Source organism: Pantoea eucalypti, assembly GCF_009646115.1.
Taxonomy (GTDB): Bacteria; Pseudomonadota; Gammaproteobacteria; order Enterobacterales; family Enterobacteriaceae; genus Pantoea; species Pantoea eucalypti.
This window is the reverse complement of the sequence record NZ_CP045721.1, coordinates 276,796-299,225: the sequence shown is the minus strand read 5'-3', so window position 1 is coordinate 299,225 and position 22,430 is coordinate 276,796. Positions and strand designations below refer to the sequence as shown.

General features: G+C 53.1%; 19 protein-coding genes. 6 read left to right on the top strand and 13 right to left on the bottom strand.

Going from position 1 to position 22,430, the window contains the following annotated elements:
- Positions 1 to 15: 15 nt before the first annotated feature.
- Together EE896_RS20235 and EE896_RS20230 are read right to left on the bottom strand one after the other, a co-directional pair.
- The gene (locus EE896_RS20235) at positions 16 to 1,374 is read right to left on the bottom strand and encodes an esterase-like activity of phytase family protein (protein WP_128755145.1); all 1,359 of its coding nucleotides are present in this window, start codon (positions 1,372 to 1,374) and stop codon (positions 16 to 18) included.
- 394 nt (positions 1,375 to 1,768) lie between these two features.
- Positions 1,769 to 3,016 carry a sensor domain-containing diguanylate cyclase gene (locus tag EE896_RS20230; RefSeq protein WP_033762496.1) on the bottom strand — a complete coding sequence of 416 codons (1,248 nt, stop codon included), beginning with the start codon at positions 3,014 to 3,016 and terminating at the stop codon, positions 1,769 to 1,771.
- 766 nt (positions 3,017 to 3,782) lie between these two features.
- Between EE896_RS20230 and EE896_RS20225 the strand changes: the two genes are divergently transcribed.
- Positions 3,783 to 4,556 (top strand): COG4705 family protein, encoded by a 774-nt coding sequence (locus EE896_RS20225; protein WP_003851656.1) that lies wholly within the window; start codon positions 3,783 to 3,785, stop codon positions 4,554 to 4,556.
- A gap of 108 nt (positions 4,557 to 4,664) precedes the next feature.
- On the opposite strand, the gene EE896_RS22740 is transcribed toward EE896_RS20225, so the two are convergent.
- Positions 4,665 to 4,991 (bottom strand): hypothetical protein, encoded by a 327-nt coding sequence (locus tag EE896_RS22740; protein ID WP_003851658.1) that lies wholly within the window; start codon positions 4,989 to 4,991, stop codon positions 4,665 to 4,667.
- Between the two features lie 184 nt (positions 4,992 to 5,175).
- Positions 5,176 to 6,246 (bottom strand): LacI family DNA-binding transcriptional regulator, encoded by a 1,071-nt coding sequence (locus tag EE896_RS20215; RefSeq protein WP_003851659.1) that lies wholly within the window; start codon positions 6,244 to 6,246, stop codon positions 5,176 to 5,178.
- A gap of 266 nt (positions 6,247 to 6,512) precedes the next feature.
- Here EE896_RS20215 and EE896_RS20210 point away from each other — a divergent pair, with 266 nt between their 5' ends.
- On the top strand, positions 6,513 to 7,775 hold the full coding sequence (locus EE896_RS20210) for a maltoporin (RefSeq protein ID WP_140915956.1): 1,263 nt from the start codon (positions 6,513 to 6,515) through the stop codon (positions 7,773 to 7,775).
- A gap of 105 nt (positions 7,776 to 7,880) precedes the next feature.
- On the opposite strand, the gene EE896_RS20205 is transcribed toward EE896_RS20210, so the two are convergent.
- The 6 genes from EE896_RS20205 to EE896_RS20180 all read right to left on the bottom strand — a co-directional run bounded on the left by EE896_RS20205 (position 7,881) and on the right by EE896_RS20180 (position 15,390).
- Positions 7,881 to 8,198 (bottom strand): PTS sugar transporter subunit IIB, encoded by a 318-nt coding sequence (locus EE896_RS20205; protein ID WP_003851663.1) that lies wholly within the window; start codon positions 8,196 to 8,198, stop codon positions 7,881 to 7,883.
- Positions 8,199 to 8,647: 449 nt separating this feature from the next.
- Positions 8,648 to 10,720 carry a beta-galactosidase gene (locus EE896_RS20200; RefSeq protein ID WP_140915957.1) on the bottom strand — a complete coding sequence of 691 codons (2,073 nt, stop codon included), beginning with the start codon at positions 10,718 to 10,720 and terminating at the stop codon, positions 8,648 to 8,650.
- Positions 10,721 to 10,761: 41 nt separating this feature from the next.
- The gene (locus EE896_RS20195; protein ID WP_140915958.1) at positions 10,762 to 11,955 is read right to left on the bottom strand and encodes a glycoside hydrolase family 53 protein; all 1,194 of its coding nucleotides are present in this window, start codon (positions 11,953 to 11,955) and stop codon (positions 10,762 to 10,764) included.
- A 3-nt stretch (positions 11,956 to 11,958) separates the two neighbouring features.
- Positions 11,959 to 12,810, bottom strand: coding sequence for a sugar ABC transporter permease (locus EE896_RS20190; RefSeq protein ID WP_003851665.1), 852 nt, complete (start codon positions 12,808 to 12,810; stop codon positions 11,959 to 11,961).
- Between the two features lie 10 nt (positions 12,811 to 12,820).
- Entirely contained in the window at positions 12,821 to 14,170 is a 1,350-nt protein-coding gene (locus EE896_RS20185) for a carbohydrate ABC transporter permease (RefSeq protein ID WP_373681462.1), read from the bottom strand.
- A complete protein-coding gene (locus EE896_RS20180; RefSeq protein ID WP_140915959.1) occupies positions 14,170 to 15,390 on the bottom strand; it encodes an extracellular solute-binding protein in 1,221 nt (406 codons plus the stop codon). Before EE896_RS20180 ends, EE896_RS20185 begins: the two co-directional genes overlap by 1 nt.
- A gap of 265 nt (positions 15,391 to 15,655) precedes the next feature.
- On the opposite strand from EE896_RS20180, the gene EE896_RS20175 reads away from it, so the two are divergent.
- Positions 15,656 to 16,834 carry an ABC transporter ATP-binding protein gene (locus EE896_RS20175; protein WP_375150438.1) on the top strand — a complete coding sequence of 393 codons (1,179 nt, stop codon included), beginning with the start codon at positions 15,656 to 15,658 and terminating at the stop codon, positions 16,832 to 16,834.
- A gap of 148 nt (positions 16,835 to 16,982) precedes the next feature.
- Here EE896_RS20175 and EE896_RS20170 read toward each other — a convergent pair whose 3' ends face one another.
- A complete protein-coding gene (locus EE896_RS20170) occupies positions 16,983 to 17,540 on the bottom strand; it encodes a hypothetical protein (RefSeq protein WP_140033817.1) in 558 nt (185 codons plus the stop codon).
- Positions 17,541 to 17,611: 71 nt separating this feature from the next.
- The gene (locus EE896_RS20165) at positions 17,612 to 17,953 is read right to left on the bottom strand and encodes a hypothetical protein (protein ID WP_003851674.1); all 342 of its coding nucleotides are present in this window, start codon (positions 17,951 to 17,953) and stop codon (positions 17,612 to 17,614) included.
- 394 nt (positions 17,954 to 18,347) lie between these two features.
- Here EE896_RS20165 and EE896_RS20160 point away from each other — a divergent pair, with 394 nt between their 5' ends.
- From EE896_RS20160 to EE896_RS20150, 3 genes are all read left to right on the top strand, one after another.
- Positions 18,348 to 18,785, top strand: coding sequence for a DUF2628 domain-containing protein (locus tag EE896_RS20160; protein WP_033762506.1), 438 nt, complete (start codon positions 18,348 to 18,350; stop codon positions 18,783 to 18,785).
- Positions 18,786 to 19,150: 365 nt separating this feature from the next.
- On the top strand, positions 19,151 to 21,010 hold the full coding sequence (locus EE896_RS20155; RefSeq protein ID WP_140915961.1) for a M48 family metallopeptidase: 1,860 nt from the start codon (positions 19,151 to 19,153) through the stop codon (positions 21,008 to 21,010).
- A gap of 193 nt (positions 21,011 to 21,203) precedes the next feature.
- Complete coding sequence (locus EE896_RS20150) at positions 21,204 to 21,446, top strand: YiiG family protein (RefSeq protein WP_258317756.1); 243 nt, start codon at positions 21,204 to 21,206, stop codon at positions 21,444 to 21,446.
- 70 nt (positions 21,447 to 21,516) lie between these two features.
- Here EE896_RS20150 and EE896_RS20145 read toward each other — a convergent pair whose 3' ends face one another.
- Positions 21,517 to 22,401, bottom strand: a complete 885-nt coding sequence (locus EE896_RS20145) for a LysR family transcriptional regulator (RefSeq protein ID WP_181405308.1) — start codon at positions 22,399 to 22,401, stop codon at positions 21,517 to 21,519.
- Between the last annotated feature and the right edge of the window lie 29 nt (positions 22,402 to 22,430).

The window sequence follows — 22,430 nt, the reverse complement described above, 5'->3', positions numbered from 1 at the left end:
GAGTGAGCAAAGCGTTTATTGCAGCGGCTCTGCCAGCGTAATAATCCACAACTCGCTGTCCGATTCAGGTTTCTCTAAGGGTTTCAGGCCAATGGTCGTTGCCACGGGCTTATCATCAATCGTGAGCGTCCCCTGCCCGGTCACCTGATAATCTTTACGCTTCTTACCTTTAACCGGATTTTGCATGACCGCTTTCACGCCGAAGTCATTGTCATTGGCGATCGCGAGCGTTTTCCTGTCGATAAGCGCCAGTCCTTCAGCCTTCTCCTGCTGCCAGCCGAGTTGACGTAAATCGGCCACCAGGGTTTTATCGGCCAGCTTAATACCGCGCTGCGCCAGCGCTTTCTCGTCATTAAATTCCGGATAGTCGCCCGGCTTATCAAAGGCTGTAAGATCGGTAGCCGGGCTGAGATCGACCTTGTAGATAAGGTTGCGCATTGTGTCGTTTTTGTCGCTGCCTTGCTCAATCAACAGGATATGCTGATTGTCTATCGCCACAATATCGCCAATTTTTGCGTCACTGTTTTTACTGTAAACCCCACTGTCGATGGGGTAGCCATACATCGCGGTTTTCCCGGTCGCCGGATCAAAGCTCACCAGACGCGTAAATCGCGCCTGCTTTTTACTTTTACCGTCAATATCCAGCGTGCTTTGTACTGCGGCGATGATGCGCCCATCCGGCATGCGGGTGATCCCTTCAAAGCCGCGATTTGGCTGACGCCATTTGAGAATATTCGGCAGACCACCCGCCAGAGCTTTCTCTCCCTCTGCGGCCTGCGGTCCGTGAATGGCCAGAATAGTGCCACGCTCATCAACGTTAATCAGGAACGGGCCATATTCATCACAGAGCCAATACCCGCCCTTTCCATCGGGCGTAATGCCTTCTGTATCCAGACCGCGATTATCGCCATGCAGCACTTTCAACGTATCACTTAGCGCGATTTCATTAGTTGACCCGATGACGTCATTCTGTAACGGCAATCCATTAATACTGCCTTTATTGTCATGCAACGGTCGGGCATCCGTGGCCTGAGCTTTGCCGTTCTGAACCCGAATTCTCATCAGCAGTGGCGCGAAGTCTGGCGTGACAAAGATTTTTGACTCTTTCTTACCCACATCAGGCGAATCAGCATTCGGCCCGCGATCGGTGACCGTTTCAAATGTCAGCGCATCCCCTTCCTTGCCTGTAAATAACAAACCTGAGCCAATGCCCACTGGCAACCCCTGAGGAAATGCACTGGCGAACGCGCCGTTGTAACTGACACGCGTTCCTTCCGGAAAACTGACGATGTAGCGTTCCACCTGCGGCTGCGCCGCGAATGTGGATAAAGAGAGCACACAACTGGTAACCAGAGATATCGCTTTTATTTTCATATTTCTAAAATCCATGAAGGAAAACGCACAGCGTGAAGAATGAAAATGACAGGAAAATGAAATAACCTGGAAACATTCACGGCTAAAAGCTTGATTATTACACCGTTGAGAAGAGTGGCTGGAAAAGGAGGAGTGTATAGCTTCAATGAAAGCCGTTCACGGCAGCATACCCGTCAGGCGAATCCGGCAGGCAGATTCGATGGCACACGACGGGCATGATATCGATCTGGCCTTCTCCCGGATAACAGGACGGGCATAGTGTCTGACAGGAATGGGATTAATCAGCCAGGCTTGACGGCGTTATGACCACTGTGATGACACCGTAAGCTGATTGTTCGCCGGAGCAGGAGAAATGGAGAATTCAGAGAGCGTTTCCCGCCAGCTTGATGATTGGCTAAGGCGCTGCTGACTCAAAAAACTGGTAAGAACCATCACGCCGTGCTTTGGCCTGATACATCGCCTTATCCGCATTTTCGAATAACATTTTGGCCGATACCGTGCCGAAGCGGGCAAGACTGATACCGATCGCTGCGCCGATGCGCACATCCATATTATTAATAGCAAATGGCGCCTGAAGACTGTCAATAATACGCTGAGCAATAGCAGATGCGGTTTCGCGATTATGACACTTTGCTGCCACGACAAACTCATCGCCGCCCAGTCGCGCTACGGAATCTCCGGGACGCATGCAGCGTTGCAGCCGTTGACTCACCTGTTGCAATAGCGCATCGCCCGTCGCGTGCCCCATCAGATCATTTACCGCCTTAAAGCCGTTAAGATCAATAAACATCACTGTGGTGTAGGCCTGATCCTCCACCTGAGACAGCATGCCGCCCACTTTCTCAATGATCCAGGCACGGTTATGCAGGCCGGTCAGCGTGTCCAGGGTCGCCAGCTTCTCAAGATCACGCATCCGCTCTTTGTCTCGCGTGATGTCGCGCGACACCAGTACGGCACCAATGTTTTTTCCCGTATTAGGATTGGTGACGCCACAGGCTTTGGTGCCCAGATTGATGTAGTGACCGTCACGATGCAGTTTGCGCACTTCCACCACATCCGGCCATACTCCCCCGCTAAAGATGCATGAGAGTGTTTCAGTGGCAGCGTCATGATCGTCGGGATGCAGAAAATCCAGTACTAACCTGCCCACCACCTCTTCGGCGGTCCAACCAATCATTTCGCTATAAGAAGGTGAGATCGACACGTAGCGGCCTTCCGCATCGCAATGGGCAATAAGATCGGTGCTGTTTTCAATCAACAGACGATATTCTGCCGCCGTGCGCAGCGCATCCTCCAGCGCTTTACGCTGTCCGGTGACATCAAGAATGAAGCCGTTATATTGCAAATGAGATCGCCCTGGCAGGGAATCCGGCAGACCAGACAAGAGGACACGGCGCGTCTTACCGTCCAGACAGTGAATAGGCACTTCGATATGAAAAGGCGTGAGTTCTTCCAGCGCTGCAGTCAGTTTCTGCGCAACTTTCGCATCGTCGTCAGCCTGCGCCAGCCTCAGCCATGAACTCAGCGTCACGCCTTTCAGTTCAGGCATCATACCCGCCGGGCTTGCCTGACTGGTAATGCAGATACCCTGGGCGTCAGTAGACCAAACAGCGGTAAAAGAGGGTTTGATCATTGTGTTCATGGTGGCCGACTCCGATGTTGCTGACGATATTAACTGTGCGCAATACTCGTCGCTACACACCTGATTATAACCGTAAGTCCCCGCCTGCATCTAAAACAGGCCTGTGAACAGGTTTATCATTGCAAAAATACCCGCCATAAACACTGGCTTAAACCGGCGCCACTGCGGCTACCGTTTTTGAGTCACCCTTTCCCTATGAGTCTGCGAAAACGTCCATGACAGTATGCAGTGTCAGAAGTATCAGCCTGAGTATATCGGCGCATCGGGACAGAATCTTTAGTCACATCCCTGATATATCAGGGACTGAAACGCTGGAGGTCAGCTTATCTGAAAACCTTTACGCCGCCAGCACCGTTCCTTTCCTCCTGTAACAGGGATTAGTCACTCTGGCTGGCCCTTACGGCATTCACAACAGGAGATTGACGGTAATCTGAGACACTGTGCTGGCGCGCTGTGATTCTTTAATTTTATTGCTTATAGATGGATGTTTGTCAGAGAGTTTTATTTGCGCCTGTCTGACTACCCGCATCCAGTCACGAAAACCAGCTTTCCGTCCGGATAAAAAATAACATGTGATTACATTGTGATGTGGGCACTTCATCTGAAATTCAGGTCTCATTTCAAAACGCCCTTCCCGATTCACGCCACGTTAAAAATCCTGTTAGGGAAATCTTTTTCATTCCTTCAGCTTAACATTTTCTTAAGATTAATCTCATAGAATCGCTGCGATATTAGCCCATGTTGGGCTTTTCCGGAGCACGACCTCATGCAAAATAACAACACAGCCTCTCACTCCCTAAGCAAAGTTCCGGCCGTCACCGCGGCTTTCTGGTTAATCAAAATTGCAGCGACAACCCTGGGTGAAACCGGTGGTGATGCAGTGACCATGTCGATGAATCTGGGTTATCTGACCGGGACACTGATATTTGCCATCATCTTCCTGGTCGCGGTGGTGGTGCAGATTAACCGTCACAACTTCAATAAATGGATTTACTGGTTCACCGTGGTCGCCACAACCACAGTTGGCACGACGATGGCAGACTTTGCCGATCGCTCGCTTAACATTGGCTATCCAGGGGGCACGCTGCTACTGAGCACACTACTGGTTCTCTCTCTGTTCCTGTGGAAAATCACCTGCGGCACAGTCGCAGTAAGCTCAGTCAACAATGGGGTCACGGAGTGTTTTTACTGGGTCACCATTATGTTCTCACAAACACTGGGCACAGCATTGGGTGACTGGACGGCAGACACCGAAGGGTTGGGTTACGATGGCGGGATCCTGCTGTTTGTTGGGGCACTTGCTATTATCTGGGCTGCCAGTCGCTTTACGTCACTTTCCCGCACAGCGCTTTTCTGGGCAGCCTTTATTCTGACCCGACCTTTAGGTGCCGTTGTCGGCGACTTTCTGGATAAACCCCTTGCCGCAGGTGGACTGGCGCTGAGTCGATACGGTGCCTCGCTGACGCTGGCACTGATCATTATCACCTGTATGGTCGTACTGCCACAGCGACCGGCGATAAAGACGGCAACCGAAAATTAAAAAGCGCGACCCTTAGACTTACAGGTCACGCTTTTACAGATGTCATCAGGGCCGCCAGCAATGGCGGCTTTTATATTTCTGGTGCGTCATGGTTCGCAGACAGCGAAATCAGACTGAGCGCTCAAAAGAGATATTATGACCCTCGGGCGCGGCGGAGGGCACCGGCAGACTCTCTGCTGGCTCCTGCATCTTTACCCGAAATGCGGTGTTACTGGCATCAAGAAAAACGGTTCTCAGATGACGATTACAGATAAACCATATTTCATCGCGGTCATTTGAAAGAATGTAGTAAGCATCTGAAGTTTCGGAGGGGTTAAAACAGCCCAGCGCCCGATAAGCCGTCTGGGGCGTAAAACCACTCGAAAGCGGCAGCGGCCTGGGGCCATGCGCTAACTCCTCAATCCGAAGGTAAAGTCCCTGTTCGAGCCACAGCATAATGTCACTCCCTGAAGCCAATGAAATCGGGCTGAATGTATCGGAGTGCCTTAGCGCGAATCAGAATGCACGTCACGACAGCATCAGATAATCGGGCAATCTGTCCGACATTCAGAATAATTATCCTGATCTGAGCATAGCAGCGGTGCGTTCTTGTGCTTTTTTATCTTCAGGAATTGTCGGGTTACTCAAGCCGGCTGGCGATCAGCCGCAACTGTTCGGCAATCTGCTTTAAATCCCGCTGCTGCTGCCCGGCGCTACCGGTTGAACTGCGCACCACCAGTTTTGCTGGCAGAATGGAAGAGGAACGCTGATCATCCTCTTCACTGGCTAACAACAGACGCGACACCGCTTCTTTACCCTGTAAATCCAGATCCAGCGATACCGTGGTTAACGCCGGATGGAAGAAGGCGCTTTCATAGGTGTCGTCGTAGCCAATCACCGAAATTTGCCCCGGCACCGCCACGCCGCGCTGATGCAGTGCGCTCAGCACACCCAGCGCCATCTGGTCATTGCCCACGAGCAGCGCGCTGAATTCCGGCGCTTCCCGCAACAGTTGCAATACACCGTTATAACCACTCTGCGCATCCCAATTGCCGTGGCTGACACTGACCGGCTTCAGACGATAACTTTCCAGCGTATCCAGCCAGCTCTTCAACCGCAGATTGGCAGAGACCGACTGCTCAGGCCCGGCCAGCAGCGCGAATTCGCGATGCCCCTGCTCATACAAATATTTGACGCTGGCGCGAGTGCCGTCAGCCGGGTTAAACGAAACGTTAAACACCGAACTGTAGGGATCAACATCCAGGAACAGACAGAGTATGTCCTGATTCTCCTCCACGACCTGTTCTGCGTCAGCACTCTCCAGCGGGACGTTGATAATGACTTTATCCACCCGCTGAGACTTCAGTTCATTGATACAGTCCTGCAGGCTTTGGTTGACGTTCTCATCAATCATCGCAATCAGTACCTGATAGTCCGCAGCATTTGCATAACGTTTAACGGCGGCGGCCACCTGAGAAGGCGCATGCAGGGCGAGCGATGTTGTCACCAGACCAAGCGTGGTGCTCTGCTTACCCACCAGCTGCTGCGCCAGTCTGTTAGGCACGTAACGCAGGGTCTCAATGGAGTGCTCCACCTTGCGCCGCGTTGATTCCGAGACATTTGCCGACTTATTCAAAACCCGTGAAACCGTCTGATACGACACGCCAGCATGACGGGCGACATCCTCTAAGGTGGCATTTTTTGATTTCATAATTCGCATCCCTGATGACCGAAGTCGGCATGGTATCACAGCTGCAGTGACAGCCAGGCTGCCGCAGTCACATTGCGGGAATAAAAAGCAAAAGTAATACCTTCACATAGTAAAATTTGGTGATCCAATTCACTAATCGTTACAAATAGCGCCGCTTTATTTGCAGTACGTCACACATTATCGCGATTTTATTTGTCACTCATCTGACAAAAGACGTTTACTGCCGCTGTGATGTGAACGTATTACAAATAATAATTGAGGATAACATGGAAACAAGGTTACGTACTGCTGCTGTGGCGCTTGCTGCGGCCCTGACCTCCCCGACACTCTATGCCGCTATCGACAACATTGATTTCCATGGCTATCTGCGTGGTGGCGTGGGCGTATCGCAGGATGGCGGTATTGAAGAGTATCAAAAAAACAAGGTTGGCCGTCTTGGCAACGAAGCCGACACCTATGGCGAGGTTGAGCTGGGCAGCGAGGTCTACAAAAAGGACAACGTGAGTTTCTATGTCGACACCATGGTCAGCATGTTCTCCGACGGCTCAAACGATAACGAAACCACCTTCGGCGATGATGCGCAGTTTGGTTTGCGTCAGCTGAACCTGCAGATAAAAGGACTGGTGCCGGGAGACAAAGATGCCGTGATCTGGGGCGGCAAACGCTACTACCAGCGTCACGATCTGCACATCATTGATACCAAATACTGGAATATTTCTGGTTCAGGTGCCGGTATCGAAAACTACACCCTGGGTCCGGGCGCTATCTCGTTTGCGTGGATTCGTGGCGACGCCAATGATGTGGATTACCGCGTGGATGGCGATAACGACGTCAACATTAACTACCTCGACCTTCGCTATGCCGGCTGGAAACCCTGGAGCGGTGCCTGGACCGAGTTTGGTGTTGACTACGCCATGCCGAACACCACGAACAAACAGAAAGAATATGGTGGCCTGTATGACGCGGATAACGGCGTTATGCTCACCAGTGAGATCAGTCAGGATATGTGGGGTGGCTATCAGAAACTGGTGTTCCAGTATGCCAACAAAGGCCTGGCACAAAACATGATCTCGCAGGGCGGCGGCTGGTATGACATGTGGAACGATACCAGCAATGCCACCGGCTATCGCGTGATCAATACCGGCCTGCTGCCGATAACCGATAAATTCTCCCTGAATCAGGTCTTCACCTGGGGCTCAGCCGATGATATCACCGCGCAGACCAGCAAAAGTACGCTGCTGTCGCTGGTGGGGCGTGGACAGTATCAGTTCACACAGTATGTCCGTGGTATCGGCGAAGTCGGCAGTTTCTGGCAGAAAGATGAGAATAAAGTGGGCAGCGACTATAAAGCGGCGGGACAGAAATATACGCTGGCGCTGGGTCTGGCAGCCGGTCCCGAATTTATGTCTCGTCCGGAGCTACGTCTGTTTGCTTCTTACCTGAATGATTCAGAAGACGGACACAGCTTCAAAGACAACACCAGTAACAACACCTGGAACTTCGGCGTACAGGTCGAAGCCTGGTGGTAACAGAGCAGTCTCCTCATTGTGATCATTGTTAAGCTCTTATGCAGGGGCTTATTTGGATAACCGGCGACGGTTATCCATTTTTTTGCATCATATTTTTACAGCGGTTTATTGCTCTGGCTTAAAGAAACGTTCTTCCAGCAACTGACGCAACTGGTCAGACTGCTTACCAAAGATTGCATGTACCTCATGCCCCAGGATCACCACGCCAATCGCCCCCGCTTTCTGTAATCCCGCCGTATCAACTGCCTTCAGCGACGTTACTTTTACCCGTAGCCGGGTTAAACAGGCGTCAACCTGCTGAATATTCTCACGCCCGCCAAAACAGTTCACCAGACGCTCCAGTAGTGCGCTGTCTACCTCAAGCTCTTCCACCGTCAGCGGCTGCCGACTGAAATATTGCTTAAACGATTTCAGACTCAACATGTTGTTCTCCTTCAGATAATAAAAAAGGCGGGCAATGGCCCGCCACTCACGACTGATTAATGAAAACGCGGGGGACATGCCTGGGAACGCTCACTGAATATACACGCTTCCTGCATCTATCCTGTTAGCAGCCTCTAAAAAACCGGCTCCCTATTAACAGTTAAATTCAGACCTTAGTACAGGCAAGGCCAAAACCATAAGCGATGGGAGCCAGTGCCTGTAGCAAAGCATCACGGGCCATGGAGAATAACGCCGGGAGCGTTTCTGAACAACGCAACGCGTTGGAGCGGTAACGGACGCACCTCAGGGATGAGGTGCGTAATAGCCTGTGTTGAGCGGACAGGGGCGGCATCTTTTGTGTCTTTGCCCAGGGCGCTGGTCCTCTGCGCCTGTGCTCAAACGGCCTGCCACCGCCACTAAATTTGCCCCTGACCGCTTACTGCCTCCGGTTATACCGCTCCCTGCGCCATAGGTCCGCTCAACACTCTGCACCCCCACGGCCCCAGCGTCAGCGATCCCCCAACACTCATGCCATCCACCAAATCACTCAGCCCGGCGGGCAACGACAGCTGCTGCGTCTGAGCGGTAAAGTTCTGCACAAACAGAAACGCCTGCTCACCGTCAGTTCGGCGCTGAACCACCACGCCCGGCGGCAACTCGCCCGCCAGTGCACGCGGTAAACCCAGTTGCTTAATCAATGCGCCATAAAAATCCCGATGGAATGACAGATCGTTACGCGATGCGATATACCAGGCTTTACCCTGACCGACCCGATTCATCGTCACCGCCGGGGTGCCGGCATAAAAATCACTCTCGTAACTGGCCAGCGCAGTCGCACCCTCCAGATGAATATGTTCACAAAGCTCTCTGGCCTGATAAGGTCCGCTCAACCCCAGCTCATTGCCGCGCACACCGCGCACGCCGTTAAACTCCTCGTCGGTCAGGCTGTCGATCTCTTCTGACCAGATACCGAGCAGCGGCCGCAATGGACCCGGGAAACCGCCTGGATAACAAAGGTCACTCTCATTGACGATGCCACTCCAGTAACTGGCCACGAAATGCCCGCCCCGATCAACATGCTGCTCTGCACGCGCCGCGAAACCATCGCGCACCATATAGAGCATTGGTGCAATCACCAGATCGTAACCACTGAAATCGCTGTCGCCATTAATCACATCTACCGCAACACCCTGCTCCCAGAACGCCCGATAATGCTCGTTTACCGTGCGCTCGTAATGCAGACCCAGATTGCGCGGCCCCTGCGCGTTGTCCATTGCCCAGCGACTTTCCCAGTCGAAAATAATGGCAACACGCGCCTCGACCCGGCTCCCCATTACAGGCGTCATAGCGGCCAGCATCCGGCCCAGTTCACTCACTTCACGACCGGTGCGCGTATCCAGATGACCGACATGATCGATAACTGCGCCATGAAACTTCTCGACCGAACCCCGGCTCTTGCGCCACTGGAAATATTGCACCGCGTCCGCACCGTGGGCGACCGCCTGCAGTGAAGAGAGAATATGCATACCCGGCTTCTTTAACTTGCTGGTCGGCTGCCAGTTGGTCGCACCCGGCGTCGACTCCATCAGCACAAACGGCTTGCCCTGCTTGAGGGTGCGCATCAAATCGTGATACATCGCGGTATAACAGGCGAGCGTGGTCTCATCTTTCTCGTTATGCCACATCGGATAGCTGTCCCAGGAGATAAAATCGAGCGCAGGAGCCAGCTTCCAGTAATTGTAGTCGTAGAAATATTCCATAAAATTGGTAGTCGCAGGCAGATCGGGATTGGCCTGCTTCAGCGGTTTAATCTCCTCACGGCAGAAGTCAGTCACCTGATCGGTCATAAACCGCCGCCAGTCCAGATTCAGGCCATGAATCGACATCTCACCCTGTGGCGCAGGTGACACAATCTGTGACCAGTCGCTATACGTGTGACTCCAGAAGTCGCTCCACCAGGCCAGATTCAGCGCCTCCAGCGTCTCATAACGGCGCTGCAGCCAGCCGCGAAAGGCCTCCTGACAACGATCGCAGTGACATTCACCACCATATTCATTGGAAATGTGCCAGCCGATCACCGCCGGATGGTGCGCATAACGCGCCGCCAGCCTGCTGTTCATCGCCTGCACTTTCTGACGATAAACCGGCGAGGTCATGCAATGGTTATGGCGGCCGCCATGCAACGCCGGAACGCGATCGCGCCCTGTGCGCAGTACCTCAGGATAGGCCTGCGACATCCAGGCCGGACGTGCCCCGCTGGGTGTCGCAAGAAACACCGAAATGCCTTGCAGCCACAGCGTGTCGATGACTTCATCCAGCCAGCCAAATTCATAGCGGCCCTCTTCCGGCTCCAGCTTCGCCCAACTGAAAATACCCACCGACATAACGTTACAGTTCGCCTGCTTCATCATTTCAACGTCGTCATTAATGATACCCGGCTGATGCGCCCACTGTTCCGGATTGTAGTCAGCACCATGCAGCAGCCGGTTAACCCGGGCGCTGAGCGGGGGAAATTTATTCATACCTGTTCCTCAGAGGAAGACATTAGCGTTAGCGCTAAGCGTTAATGAAAAACCTGCAGCGAAGGCAGTGCCTTGCCGTGACAGTCAAACAGCGCCTGGTTTTCGCGGGCGTTTCCCTGTTTCCATTCGTCGTGGATATATTTCATGCCAGCAGGTGTAGCCCAGGTATTGCCTGGTGCGGGGATCCACGCGGGCTCCCAATAGACCACGCCCTTGCCGCGATGGTCCGGCACCGCCAGCACCGCCTTAATCAGGTCATGCAGGTATGCCGCCTGACCCGCGACGCTGCCGGGGTAGCCACCTGCTTTCTCCTCTTTGACCTGGAAGCTGTTTTCAGCATTGTCACAGTTTTCCAGCGTGTAGCCGTAGGCGGCCTCCACCACCATGACATCCTTGTTGTAGCGCCGGGAGATATCATCCATGTTGGCTTTCAGAGCGCTGACAGGACCGTTCCAGTAGGTGTACATCGACAGACCAATCACATCGAACGGGACATCACGCTTAACGATTTCATCGAACCACCAGCGGAAAGTGTCATTTTTCGTGCCCTCGGCCAGATGCAGCATGATCTTCACCTGATGCGGATCGCTGAGGTTCTCGCGCAAACCGCTGATACCGGCCTTTAGCAGACCCGCCAGCCGATCAAACTCGCCGCCGTTCTGGCCCCAGCTCTTACCTTCTGGCCAGAGCATGCCGCCGTTAAGTTCGTTACCAATCTGCACGATATCCGGCATTACACCTTCCGCTTTAAAGCGGGCGATGGTGTCGCGTGTGTAGTCATGCACCTGGGTTTCCAGCTGCGGAAAGGTCAGCGACTGCCAGGCTTTGGGCTTGAACTGCTTGCCGGGATCGGTCCAGAAATCACTGTAGTGAATATCGAGCAGTAGCTTCATTCCCGCCGCTTTGACCCGCTTCGCCAGCGCCAGCGTGGTCGCCAGATCGTTGCCGCCACCGCCGTAGGTGTGACCGCTGCCGTCGGTGGGATCGACCCACAGTCGCAACCGGATGGTGTTGATACCACTGGCTTTCAGAATGGCGATGGCGTCCTGCTGCTGATTGTTCGCGTTGTAAAATTTTGCGCCCTGTTTCTCCAGCTCAGCCAGCGATGAGATATCTGCTCCCTTGATAAAATCGGCTGGCCACGGCCCGCCAGAGGCGATGACAGGCTGATCGGCGGCGAGCAGCGGTGTCGCCCAGGCCAGTGCCAGGGCGAGAATCAATGTTTTTGGCGTCATGATTTATCCTTTAGTACTGCCTGAGGCGAGGCCGGAAACGAAGTATTTCTGCAGGGCCAGATAGAACACCGCGACCGGCACGGCGATCAGCACCGCGCCCGCTGCATAAGTGGTGTAACTGGCACCCATTTTTTGTGACACCAGGTTATAGAGGCCAATGGGCAGCGTGAACTGCTCCGGCGTTCGCAGAATGGTGCTGGAGAGAATAAAATCACCCAGCGGCCCGGTGAAAGAGAACAGTGCCACCACCGCCAGAATCGGCTTCGACAGTGGCATGATGATCTCCACGAAGATGCGGAAATTACCTGCCCCGTCCATGCGTGCCGACTCATCCAGATCTTTGGGAATCGAGTCGAGATAGCCCTTCATCAGATAGGTGTTCATCGGGATCATCCCGCCGACATAGATCAACACCAGCGCCAGATGGCTGTTGATTAATCCCAGCAGCTGCGACAAGACGAAAATGGCGATGAGCGCCGAAAACTGCGGGATCATCTGCAGCAGCAGAAACAGCATCAGGCCGTTCTGCCGCCCCTTAAACCGAAAACGGGAAAAGGCGTAGGCGGTACAGCTGACGCTGATCAACGTCAGCACCATGGTCAGAAAACTGATTTTCATCGAGTTCCAGTACCACGTCATATACGGCACCGTGCCATTGAACAGGTCGCGGTAGTGCTGCAGCGACGCATTCTCCGGAATGATTGAACTGCTGAGCAGGCTGTTACCTGCATTCAGTGATGCGCCTACCGTCCAGACCAGCGGATAAATAATGATGGTCGAGACGGCCAGCACCACCAGCCAGGTCAGCGACAGGCGTATCCACCTTTCGCGTTTAATACTGCCGGACTTCGCCATACTTGCTTCCTTACGCCATCTCATCTTGTTTGAATGACCGGGTCGCGCGGAACTGCCACAGCGCCAGACCTACCACGAAAATCGACAGCAAAATGGTGATAGTGGCGGCAATCGCATATTGCGACGACGACATGGTGAGCTTGTAAATCCATGACACCAGGATATCGGTTCCGCCGGCATTCGACCCCGCCACGGCCGGACCGCCGTTGTTAAACAGATAGATGATGTTGAAATTATTAAAGTTGAAGGTGTATTGCGTGATGATGATCGGCGCAATGGCGTAGAGCACCAGCGGCAGCGTGATAGTTTTCAGCCGCGTCCAGGCACTGGCGCCGTCCATGATGGCGGCCTCATAAAGGTCATCCGGGATCGCCTGCAGGACGCCGGTTGTCATCGCAAACACAAACGGGAAGCCCAGCCAGGTCTGCATCATGATCAGCGCCGTTTTGGTCCAGAACGGATCGGTCATCCAGGCTTTAGGCGCGATACCAAAGAAGTCGAGAATCGCGTTGTTGATCACCCCAAAGCTGTCGTTGAACATCCCGGCAAACACCAGAATGGTGACAAAGCCCGGCACCGCCCACGGCAGGATAAAGATGGTGCGGATCAGCGGCTTAAAGCGCAGGTCTTTCTGATTCACCAGAATCGCCAGCATCACGCCCACGGTGCACTGCAGCGTCGTCGCCAGCAATGTCCAGACCACCGTCCATTGCAGCACGTCAAAGAACGTGGAGCGCCAGATCGACAGCGTGAAAATGTTGATGAAGTTTTTGAACCCCACCCAGTCCACCAGCTTCGCCGGGGGCGTGTGATAGAGGTTGTAGTTGGTGAAGGCGATGGCGAAACCAAACAGAATCGGAAACACCACCACGAATACCAGCAGAATAAAGCCCGGCGAAATCATCAGATACGGGAAGCCGTCGCGCAGCAGTAACTGATACTGCTGTCGCACGCTGTTAAGCTGCTGGCCCCTGTCGCGCCTGGCGCCATTGACCCACGCATCGCGCACAGACACGCCCCATACCGCGACGCCGAAAGCGGCAATCAGCACGCTGATAATCCCCTCAGCCAGCAGGAAAATGGAGTTATCGCGCGGAACTGATTCACCCAGCGTATACAGCCCCCAGAATCCTTCACGCAGAAAATCGTGGAAGACGCCGGTAAAGCTGCTGAGCAGAATCAGAAAGCACAACCCTTTCGCCCACTGGCGGTGGTAAAACTGGCCAAAGCCAGGCAGCAGTGCCAGCAGCGCACCGGTGGTCGCATGACGACGCGGCGGCTTAGCCGTCACCAGATGTTCATCGGAAGATATAGCCACACTCTGATCCTTATCCTGTACGGTTATCCCGCGAACCCGCATTACTGGTTGCTGGCCTGCATCGCTTCAATCTGCATGGTGATCTGCTTCACCGCGTTATCCAGCGCCGCTTTTGGCTCCTGCTTGCCTGAAACGCTCAGCTCCAGCGCCGCATTGGCCGGCCCCCACACTTCCTGCATCTCTGGTACGCCTGGCATGGCTGACGCACGTGCCGCCTGCACTGCGACCGCATTGGCCTTCTCATCATTTTTAATAATCGGATCGTTCATCAATGCTGTAACGGGCGGGATCTCCTGCGTTTTCTGATAGCGCTCTTTCACATACTGCGGCTGGTTAATAAAGGTGAGGAATTTCTGCGCCAGCGCCTGATCTTTACTCCAGGTGGACACCACATAGCCTTTTACACCCAGGAAGGAGCTCATTGGCTTGCCGTTGGGCAGTAATGGCAGCGGTGCCACGCCATAGTTGATACCGGCAGCCTGATAGGGCTGGAACGCCCATGGCCCGTTAATCACCGCCGCCGCTTTCTTCTCGGTAAACAGGGAGTCGATAGCGTTCAGGCCGTTGTCGCCCATGATGCCGCCTGGCAGTAATCCTTCGCTGAAGAAGCGCTTGAGGTAAGTCACCGCCTCCACGCTGCCTGGCGTGTTCAGCCCGATATCTTTAGTGTTAACCGCGCCTTTAGCGTCTTTGCCAAAGATGTAAGACCCCATTGGCGCCATCACGCCCCAGCTGTAGTAAATCTGGTCAAACTTCGCGAGCAGGCCATACTGTTTTGCCTCGCGCTGCTTCTGCGAGAACACACGATACTCATCCAGGGTTTTCAGCGGCGCAGGCAAAAGATCTTTGTTGTAGATCAGCACCAGCGTTTCAACCGCCTTGGGGACACCATAGACCACGTTGTTCTGAGTAAAAGCCGCCATCGCTGACGGGGTGTAGGCGCTCTGTTCTGCCATGTCGATTTTCAGTGGTGCCAGCAGGCCCTGCACGACTGCGCTGCCAAGCTGGTCGTTGGGGATCACCAGCACATCGGGTCCGATGCCTGCCGGACCATCCAGGCGCAGCTTTTCGATCTGCTGTGCAAACGGCATCTCCTGTACTTTCACTTCAACGCCAAACTGTTTCTGAAAATCGGCGATCGCCGTTTTAATGCCGTCTGACTTTTTAATGTCTTCCCAGACGGTAAGTTGCTGAGCGGCCCAGACGGATTGATTAAGCATCAATGCTGACAGGAGTAGCGTAACGCTGATTTTAATTTTCATTGCTGGCCTCGTGTGAAGGTATGACATTTTTAGCTGTCATTTGCTGTTGTTCTTTTTTCAGATACACGCTGAATAAGGATTTATCATGCATGTGAAGAGTGAATAACGTATCGCATTTGAGCCATAAGCTACGCGGAACAGGTGCTGCGCTCCAGCCCGTTTGCACCAATGTGTGATCGGTATTACAGAAATCAAAAACAGCGATAGGGTGCACTCTGGCTGAACGTTATAGTCAACACAGGCACCATCAGGGCTAACGTGAAAAATGATCAACTGTTATACGTCATACATTTTAGCCGCCAGACATCTTGTTGTGAGGATTAGCATGTCCAGTATCAGATTGAGAAACGTCACCAAACGCTTTGGTAAAACAGAAACGCTGAAAAATATTGCGCTCGATATTGAGGCCGGTGAATTTGCCGTCTTTGTCGGTCCATCAGGCTGCGGTAAATCCACGCTGCTGAGGCTGATTGCCGGTCTGGAAGAGATCAGTGAAGGCGAGATTTTGATTGGGGATGAGGTGATGAATGATGTCGCACCCTCGCACCGCGGCGTGGCGATGGTGTTTCAGAGTTACGCGCTCTATCCCCATATGACGGTGGCGGAGAATATCGGCTACGGTCTGAAAGTGAACGGTCTGCCAAAGGCGCAGATTCAGCATCAGGTGGAGATGGTGGCGAAGACGCTGCAGCTGGCGCATCTGCTGGATCGTAAACCTAAACAACTTTCTGGCGGGCAGCGTCAGCGTGTTGCGATTGGCCGCGCGATTGTGCGTAATCCTCGGGTGTTTATGTTTGATGAGCCCTTGTCGAACCTGGATGCGGAACTGCGTGTCGATATGCGGCTGCACATTGCTAAGCTGCATCAGGAGCTGAAAACCACCATGGTCTATGTGACACATGATCAGACGGAGGCGATGACGCTGGCCGATAAGATTGTGGTGATGAATTACGGCAAGGTGGAACAGGTCGGTTCGCCCATGGAACTCTACTACAACCCGATTAACCGCTTTGTCGCGGGCTTTATCGGATCACCTAAGATGAATTTCCTGCCCGCGCGCGTGGAGCAGTGTGGCCCCTCCGGGCTGGTCGCCCTGATAAATGACGGCGAACACCGGCTGCAACTCCCCTCACCAATCCGTCAGCTGCAGCCCGGTGATGAGATCACGCTGGGTATCCGGCCGGAACAGTTACAGATCAACGGCGATGCGCCACTGAACATCGACTTCCACTGTGAGGTGGTTGAGCGACTCGGCAACAACACCTATCTGTTTGGTCAGAGCCACGGCCACGACGGCTTCAAAATGCTGCTGCCGGGTGATGTGCATTTCCGCCCTTACCAGACGCTGCGTCCGTCTTTCCATCCGCATCACTGCATGGTATTTGATGCCGAGGGCGCACGCATCAGTAGGGATATTGAAATGCCTCAGGTGCGTGCGGCCTGAAGTGAGTATCTGGGGGAGATAACGAGAGGCCGGAAACGGCCTTTTATGTTTTAAGACCTGGAAAAACCGGGGACAGAGAAGGCATTACCGGCTGAGTAAACGCATGACTCACCCGTAATCCCTTCTCTTACTGACCCGCTGTCCCGGCTTATTTACCAAGAATGTTATTAACCGCTTTCAGGTGGCCAGCTTTATCTTTGTGATTTGAAACCACCTGAATAACGGAGAATTTCTTGTTGGCAACCGCCAGCAGCGTCGCCTGTTGAACATCATTACCCCCCATTTTGTCAGTGGCTTCAACGTGATAAACGGGCAGACCATTGTCATTCTCAGTTTTCTCACTGATCACCGTATAAGAAGGTGACGCCTGCTTCTGCTTGTCTTTGATAGACTTCCCGCCTTCAAGAAAATCAGCGTCACTGCCACCGCGCGCAATCAGCGGGATCTCTTCTTCGCCAATGATCAAGACGCGTTTTTCCTGCTTGTTTACATACATGGTTCCAGGTCCACCGCCCGGAACAGGCTGCTTTTCATAACCCTGCAGGTTGAAAGTCTGTTTGCCATCCAGCAACGAGATCGTCTGATTCTGCGTGTTTGCAGCCTGTGCTGTTTTCGCTTCGGCTGCTGATGCGATCATCGGGGTGCTGCCAAGTGCAGCCGTCAGGCAGAGCGCACCCATAATGTTTAATGATTGACGTAATTTCACCGTGAACTCCTTCGTGTAGTGGCTATTTCCATTTCACTGACACCGAATCGGGTGTCGGCGAGGCAGAGGCGTTATCGGGTCAGGTCGTAAATACAGATCCCTGAACCGAGCAATAACAAAATTATCGGCCAGTAAAGAACGGGGATAAAAAAGAAGTTGTGGGTTTTTTCGGGGGCCATCATCGGCTCACTTTTGGTCGCCGTTGCGATGGAGTCCAGCCATTTTTCCTGCCGGAGCGCCCAGACGAAGAGCGCACAAAAGAGGGCAGCAACGATGAGCGTTGCGCCTGTCGCCCATAAATGCGCGACAAAAAAACCATCGTAGTAATAAAAATCCAGCACCCATTTACACAGCAGATAAGCAGCACAAATTAATAGTGCGACAAAAAACCCGACTCCGCTCCAGGCGATCATATTTATATCCTATAGATGGGTGAGGAACGAGAAATTATTTTCTTGAAATTAACATATTTTTATCATTGTAGCGATATTTTCTTTGGTGCTAATATTCTCCCTGCCCCGTTCAGGGCATATCAGCCCGATTCGTTATAAAACGCCTGATGCCGCCAGGATTATTTCCTGAGGTTGTTGCTTATCCCGGATCCAGTGTGCCATTAATATTGCTCGCCGGATGCGGCACTGCTGTTTGTTGCACTGCGCTATTATTTTAGTTTGAATGAGTCGCGGCTGTGATATCGCTGTTTTTAACATTTGCATCGGCTGTTTAGGTGGGAGACATTTATGCCGCTGTCATCCGGATGAAACAGTATGGTGATCGTCAGATTTCGTGTAAAGCATGGAGGTTGATATGGAACAACTCACTGAAAATAATGGTAAAGAGAACAGATCTAAAGAATACAGTGCGAGGTGGCAGGCCCGCTTTGATTTTTTCGACCGTTATGGTGCTCCCAGTTCACCCGGCTTCAGACAGGCACTGAAGCAACTGCCTTTCAGGCAAAAATTCAGAGTGAACATGAATTTAATTGCCTTCATTTTTGGCCCGATTTATCTGTTTGTACTCGGCCTGTGGAAAAAGAACATCATGCTGATTTTAATTATGATGGCTGTTTATGTTATTTTGATCATCGCTTTAGCGATAGCGGGCATGGAGTTCCCACGGTATCTTCAGGGCGGCCTGGCCTATGGCTTTAATGCACTGTACGGCATGAGTACGAATTACAATTATTACCTGAAAGAGCGAAAAGGCGATAACGGCTGGAACCCCTTTAAAGGGATGCGCTGGTAATTTTTTTCAGCGCAACTGGCAAAACATAAAATCTGGTATAGCGTCAGCAGGAAGGCAGCTTTTTAAACTTCATGGCGGAGGCTGTCCAAAATAAATAATAAACTTTAACTCAAATTATCGGTGTTATACCTGAGCAACGTGAGCCGCCCGAAGAATAGCGAACGGGTAATGAAAAACATCCAGGAATATTTTCCGGGCTTTTCAAAATGAGTTCAGACTGGATTATAATCTCCTTGCACTCATTACACTCTCTCTGAAGCGCTTACGTGCTCCCGCACGGCATAGTCGGGGCAAGGATATTCTTGTTGAGAATTTCCTGATGTCAGCAGCTTCTCCCTTTCACTGACATATAGGATGTTATTATTTTGAAATCATTAACGGAATTGAAAAAGGGTTATCTGAAGGTATTTCTCTGGCTGCTGTTCACACTGTTTCTGGTACCTGTTATTACTCTGGTTTTTGCTGAATACGGCAATGCGCAACTCGATCAGCAGTACACCCAGTTCTTTATGAACGATGCGCAGGAGCAACATCAGGATACCGGCAAACTGCAGACATTTTTGCAGCAGCACCCGCCGTCCAGCGTCTGCGGCCCGGTCGATGAAAATCTGCAGGATTACAAAAACGCCGTCTGCGCACCGCAATCCGAGTTGTGGCAGTTCTACATGATGGATAAAGTGGCTTTCTGGACGCTGATCGGCAGCGGCGTTGTCCTGCTAATGGTGCTATTGTTCAGTGCGCTGGCTTTTAAAAGCCGCCAGGGACAGGTGATCAGTCTGGCGCTGGCCCGCAAATTCCTGATGCTGGCCTGTTCACTGGAAGTTATGGTTCAGGGCGGCATGCTGGTCTGGCTCTCATTCTGGGGTACCGCTTTCTTCACGCAAACCTACTATCCAAAGCTGGTGATGGCCGTAGGCCTGCTGGTGCTGGCCGGCATGTATTACATGATTAAAGGCATCTTCAAAAAACTCCCGCCGGAAGAGAGTATTGAAGGTGAAGTCGTGACCCGCGAAGCCGCTCCGGCACTCTGGTCACAGATTGATATGCTGGCCGCCAGAGTCGGCACCACGCCCCCCGATCATATCGTTGCGGGCATCGATACCAACTTTTACGTGACGGAAGCCCCACTCAGCGTAAACGGACACCCGCTTACCGGTCGTAAACTCTATGTCAGCATTCCGCTGCTGCGTCAGCTCACCGTTGCGCAGGCTGATGGCGTGATGGTCCATGAGCTGACACACCTGCATGAAGGTGACACCGCTTCCGGCGCACTGCTGGGACCGAAGCTGCATCGCTTTGACCTCTACATGCAATTGATGGGTCAGAATCTGGCAACACTGATCGTGTACTATCCGCTCTACCTCTATCGCATGCTGTTTGAACTGGCATGGCAGCGCAACAGCCGTGAACGTGAGTTTGTGGCGGATCGCAATGCCTCAACGCTGGTCTCCCCCGCCGCGATTATCGAATCGCTGATCAAAGTATCCGCCTATGCCAGTTACCGCAGTGAAGTTGAGCGAAACTTCTTTAATAACCGGACGCTGCATGAAAATGAACTGGGGATCAGTAAAGCTATCGCTGCCGGTCTGCCTGAGCATGTCGCGTCTCCGGACTTTATCAGCGTTGTCCGCGAACAGAATGTGCCGCACCCCTTTGACTCACACCCGCCGCTGGCAGAAAGGATGCGCAACGTCGGATACAACATCGACGAAGCCGACTATGCAGCGGTCGCCGCCGATTTCCCGGCCAAGAGCTGGGTTGATTTGATGCCGGTTGCCAACGAGATCGAGCAGCAGTTGTGGCAGAAATATGAACGCGACTTCTCTTCAGTGCATGAGGAAAGCCTGGCCTGGCGTTATCAGCCTGAGGGTGAGATGGAAACCGCGCTGGTGCTGAAGCATTTCCCCAATGTGCCTTACACGCTTAAAGATGGCTCGCAGATTGTCATCACCTGGCAGGGCATCGTGTCACCGAAAACCGACGAACTGCTGGAGTGGGATAACGTAAAAAACATCAATGTCATTCGTAATTTCGGCCGGGATAAGCTCTACCTACAGCATGAGCAGCCGAACGCTAAAGGTAAAAAGCGCAGTGAGATCCCCTTACCCGGTCTGAAGAAAGAGATTGAAGCCTTTAAAAATACTCTCGGCCTTTACTGGCATCGCCATCAGACGGTCAGGGCATTAATGAAAGAAGAATCGGCCGAAGCGTCGCAAAGCGCATAAGCCGTTTGTCATCGGCTCCCTCATCGCAGCTGATAAGGGAGCCAATGCGAATATCCATTTCCAGTCTGTATTTCTGACCACATAAAGAAAGGACCGATCGTGTTTAAAAGCGCAAGCAGTGCCAGCATGCCCGCGATGACGGTGACTGCCCTTGTGCTGCCTGGCTATCCTGTTTACCTCTCCCCATCCCGACGTGGCCGGAATGACAAAAGCGATTGATGCTTACAGTACACTGCTGAATGAGGCAGAAAAGGCAACGGCCAGCGAAGCGGGCAAGCCATTAACCTGCTCCATCTTCCAGGAGAGTGCTGAAACCTTCCTGAAAGACTGCAAAGATCGCATGCGTCGGGTCCGCGATAAAACACCTTACAGTACGGGGGATCACATAGCGCTTAAAGCAAGCAGACGCTGGGCGAGCAAGGCGCTTTACTTGTGAATCAGCCCTAGCTTTACCCGCTTTTCGACCCGTTACGCGAATTCTGAGCGATGACAATTGTTCCGCCTGATCAGCATGCCGCCTGGTGTCCCTGCCCTTTTCGCACGCCTTTCAGGAGTATCTGCGTGGCATCAGAAGCTTTTCCTGCGCGTGAACAGACCAGCCCGAACTCACGGTGTACCGCAGGGATTACCGGCAGCACGGTCAGGCCGCGCAGCTCCGCTGGCAGGGCAGATTCCGGCACCAGTGCAACCCCCATCCCTTCTCGCACCAGCAGGCAGGCACTGATCCAGTCGCGGACTTTTACCCGCACGTCGGTAAGCTGATGGCCCGCCTGTTCGATCAGGCTTCTCCCATTCACCACGCAGCCGCCTGTCGCAAGCACAAAGGGCTGGTCTGCCAGTTCCTGCAGGGTGATGCCGTTCGCGCTAGCCTGCGAAGAGCTGGCAGGCATCACCGCAACCCAGGCGTCCTGTCCTAATATCACGTCAGCACGTCCGGGCGCGGGGTTCATCACCACCCCAAGCTCAACGGTGTCTGCTGCCAGCCACGCCTCCACTTCCTCATCAGTCCCTTCAAGCACCACCACATCCATGTCCGGATGCAGACGCTTAAAGCTCCGCAGCAAGCCAGGCAAAAGTGTAGAGGTGACCGAGGGGAAGCTGGCAAGCCGGATACGTTCCCCTTTTAAACCCCTGTGCGCATCAGCCAGTTCGCGAATAGCATTGAGCTGCGCCACCATCGTTCGGGCATGTTCAATCACCTGCTCACCCAGGGCGGTTATACCGATCTGACGACGCTCCCGCACGAACAACGGGAACCCCAGCGAGGACTCTAACTGGGCAATCGCCTGACTGGCAGCAGATTGGGTCATGCCCGTCACTTCAGCGCCGCGCGAGATGTTACTGGCATCAGCCACCGCCACCAGCAGGCGCCAGTGTTGAAGATTCATCATAGTCATCAGTAGCCAGGCTTATAGTTAAT

Coding starts and splice junctions, on each gene's coding strand:
- EE896_RS20235 (WP_128755145.1), bottom strand. CDS start 1,374: ATGAAAATAAAAGCGATATCTCTGGTTACCAGTTGTGTGCTCTCTTTA.
- EE896_RS20230 (WP_033762496.1), bottom strand. CDS start 3,016: ATGAACACAATGATCAAACCCTCTTTTACCGCTGTTTGGTCTACTGAC.
- EE896_RS20225 (WP_003851656.1), top strand. CDS start 3,783: ATGCAAAATAACAACACAGCCTCTCACTCCCTAAGCAAAGTTCCGGCC.
- EE896_RS22740 (WP_003851658.1), bottom strand. CDS start 4,991: ATGCTGTGGCTCGAACAGGGACTTTACCTTCGGATTGAGGAGTTAGCG.
- EE896_RS20215 (WP_003851659.1), bottom strand. CDS start 6,246: ATGAAATCAAAAAATGCCACCTTAGAGGATGTCGCCCGTCATGCTGGC.
- EE896_RS20210 (WP_140915956.1), top strand. CDS start 6,513: ATGGAAACAAGGTTACGTACTGCTGCTGTGGCGCTTGCTGCGGCCCTG.
- EE896_RS20205 (WP_003851663.1), bottom strand. CDS start 8,198: ATGTTGAGTCTGAAATCGTTTAAGCAATATTTCAGTCGGCAGCCGCTG.
- EE896_RS20200 (WP_140915957.1), bottom strand. CDS start 10,720: ATGAATAAATTTCCCCCGCTCAGCGCCCGGGTTAACCGGCTGCTGCAT.
- EE896_RS20195 (WP_140915958.1), bottom strand. CDS start 11,955: ATGACGCCAAAAACATTGATTCTCGCCCTGGCACTGGCCTGGGCGACA.
- EE896_RS20190 (WP_003851665.1), bottom strand. CDS start 12,810: ATGGCGAAGTCCGGCAGTATTAAACGCGAAAGGTGGATACGCCTGTCG.
- EE896_RS20185 (WP_373681462.1), bottom strand. CDS start 14,170: ATGCGGGTTCGCGGGATAACCGTACAGGATAAGGATCAGAGTGTGGCT.
- EE896_RS20180 (WP_140915959.1), bottom strand. CDS start 15,390: ATGAAAATTAAAATCAGCGTTACGCTACTCCTGTCAGCATTGATGCTT.
- EE896_RS20175 (WP_375150438.1), top strand. CDS start 15,656: ATGATCAACTGTTATACGTCATACATTTTAGCCGCCAGACATCTTGTT.
- EE896_RS20165 (WP_003851674.1), bottom strand. CDS start 17,953: ATGATCGCCTGGAGCGGAGTCGGGTTTTTTGTCGCACTATTAATTTGT.
- EE896_RS20160 (WP_033762506.1), top strand. CDS start 18,348: ATGGAACAACTCACTGAAAATAATGGTAAAGAGAACAGATCTAAAGAA.
- EE896_RS20145 (WP_181405308.1), bottom strand. CDS start 22,401: ATGATGAATCTTCAACACTGGCGCCTGCTGGTGGCGGTGGCTGATGCC.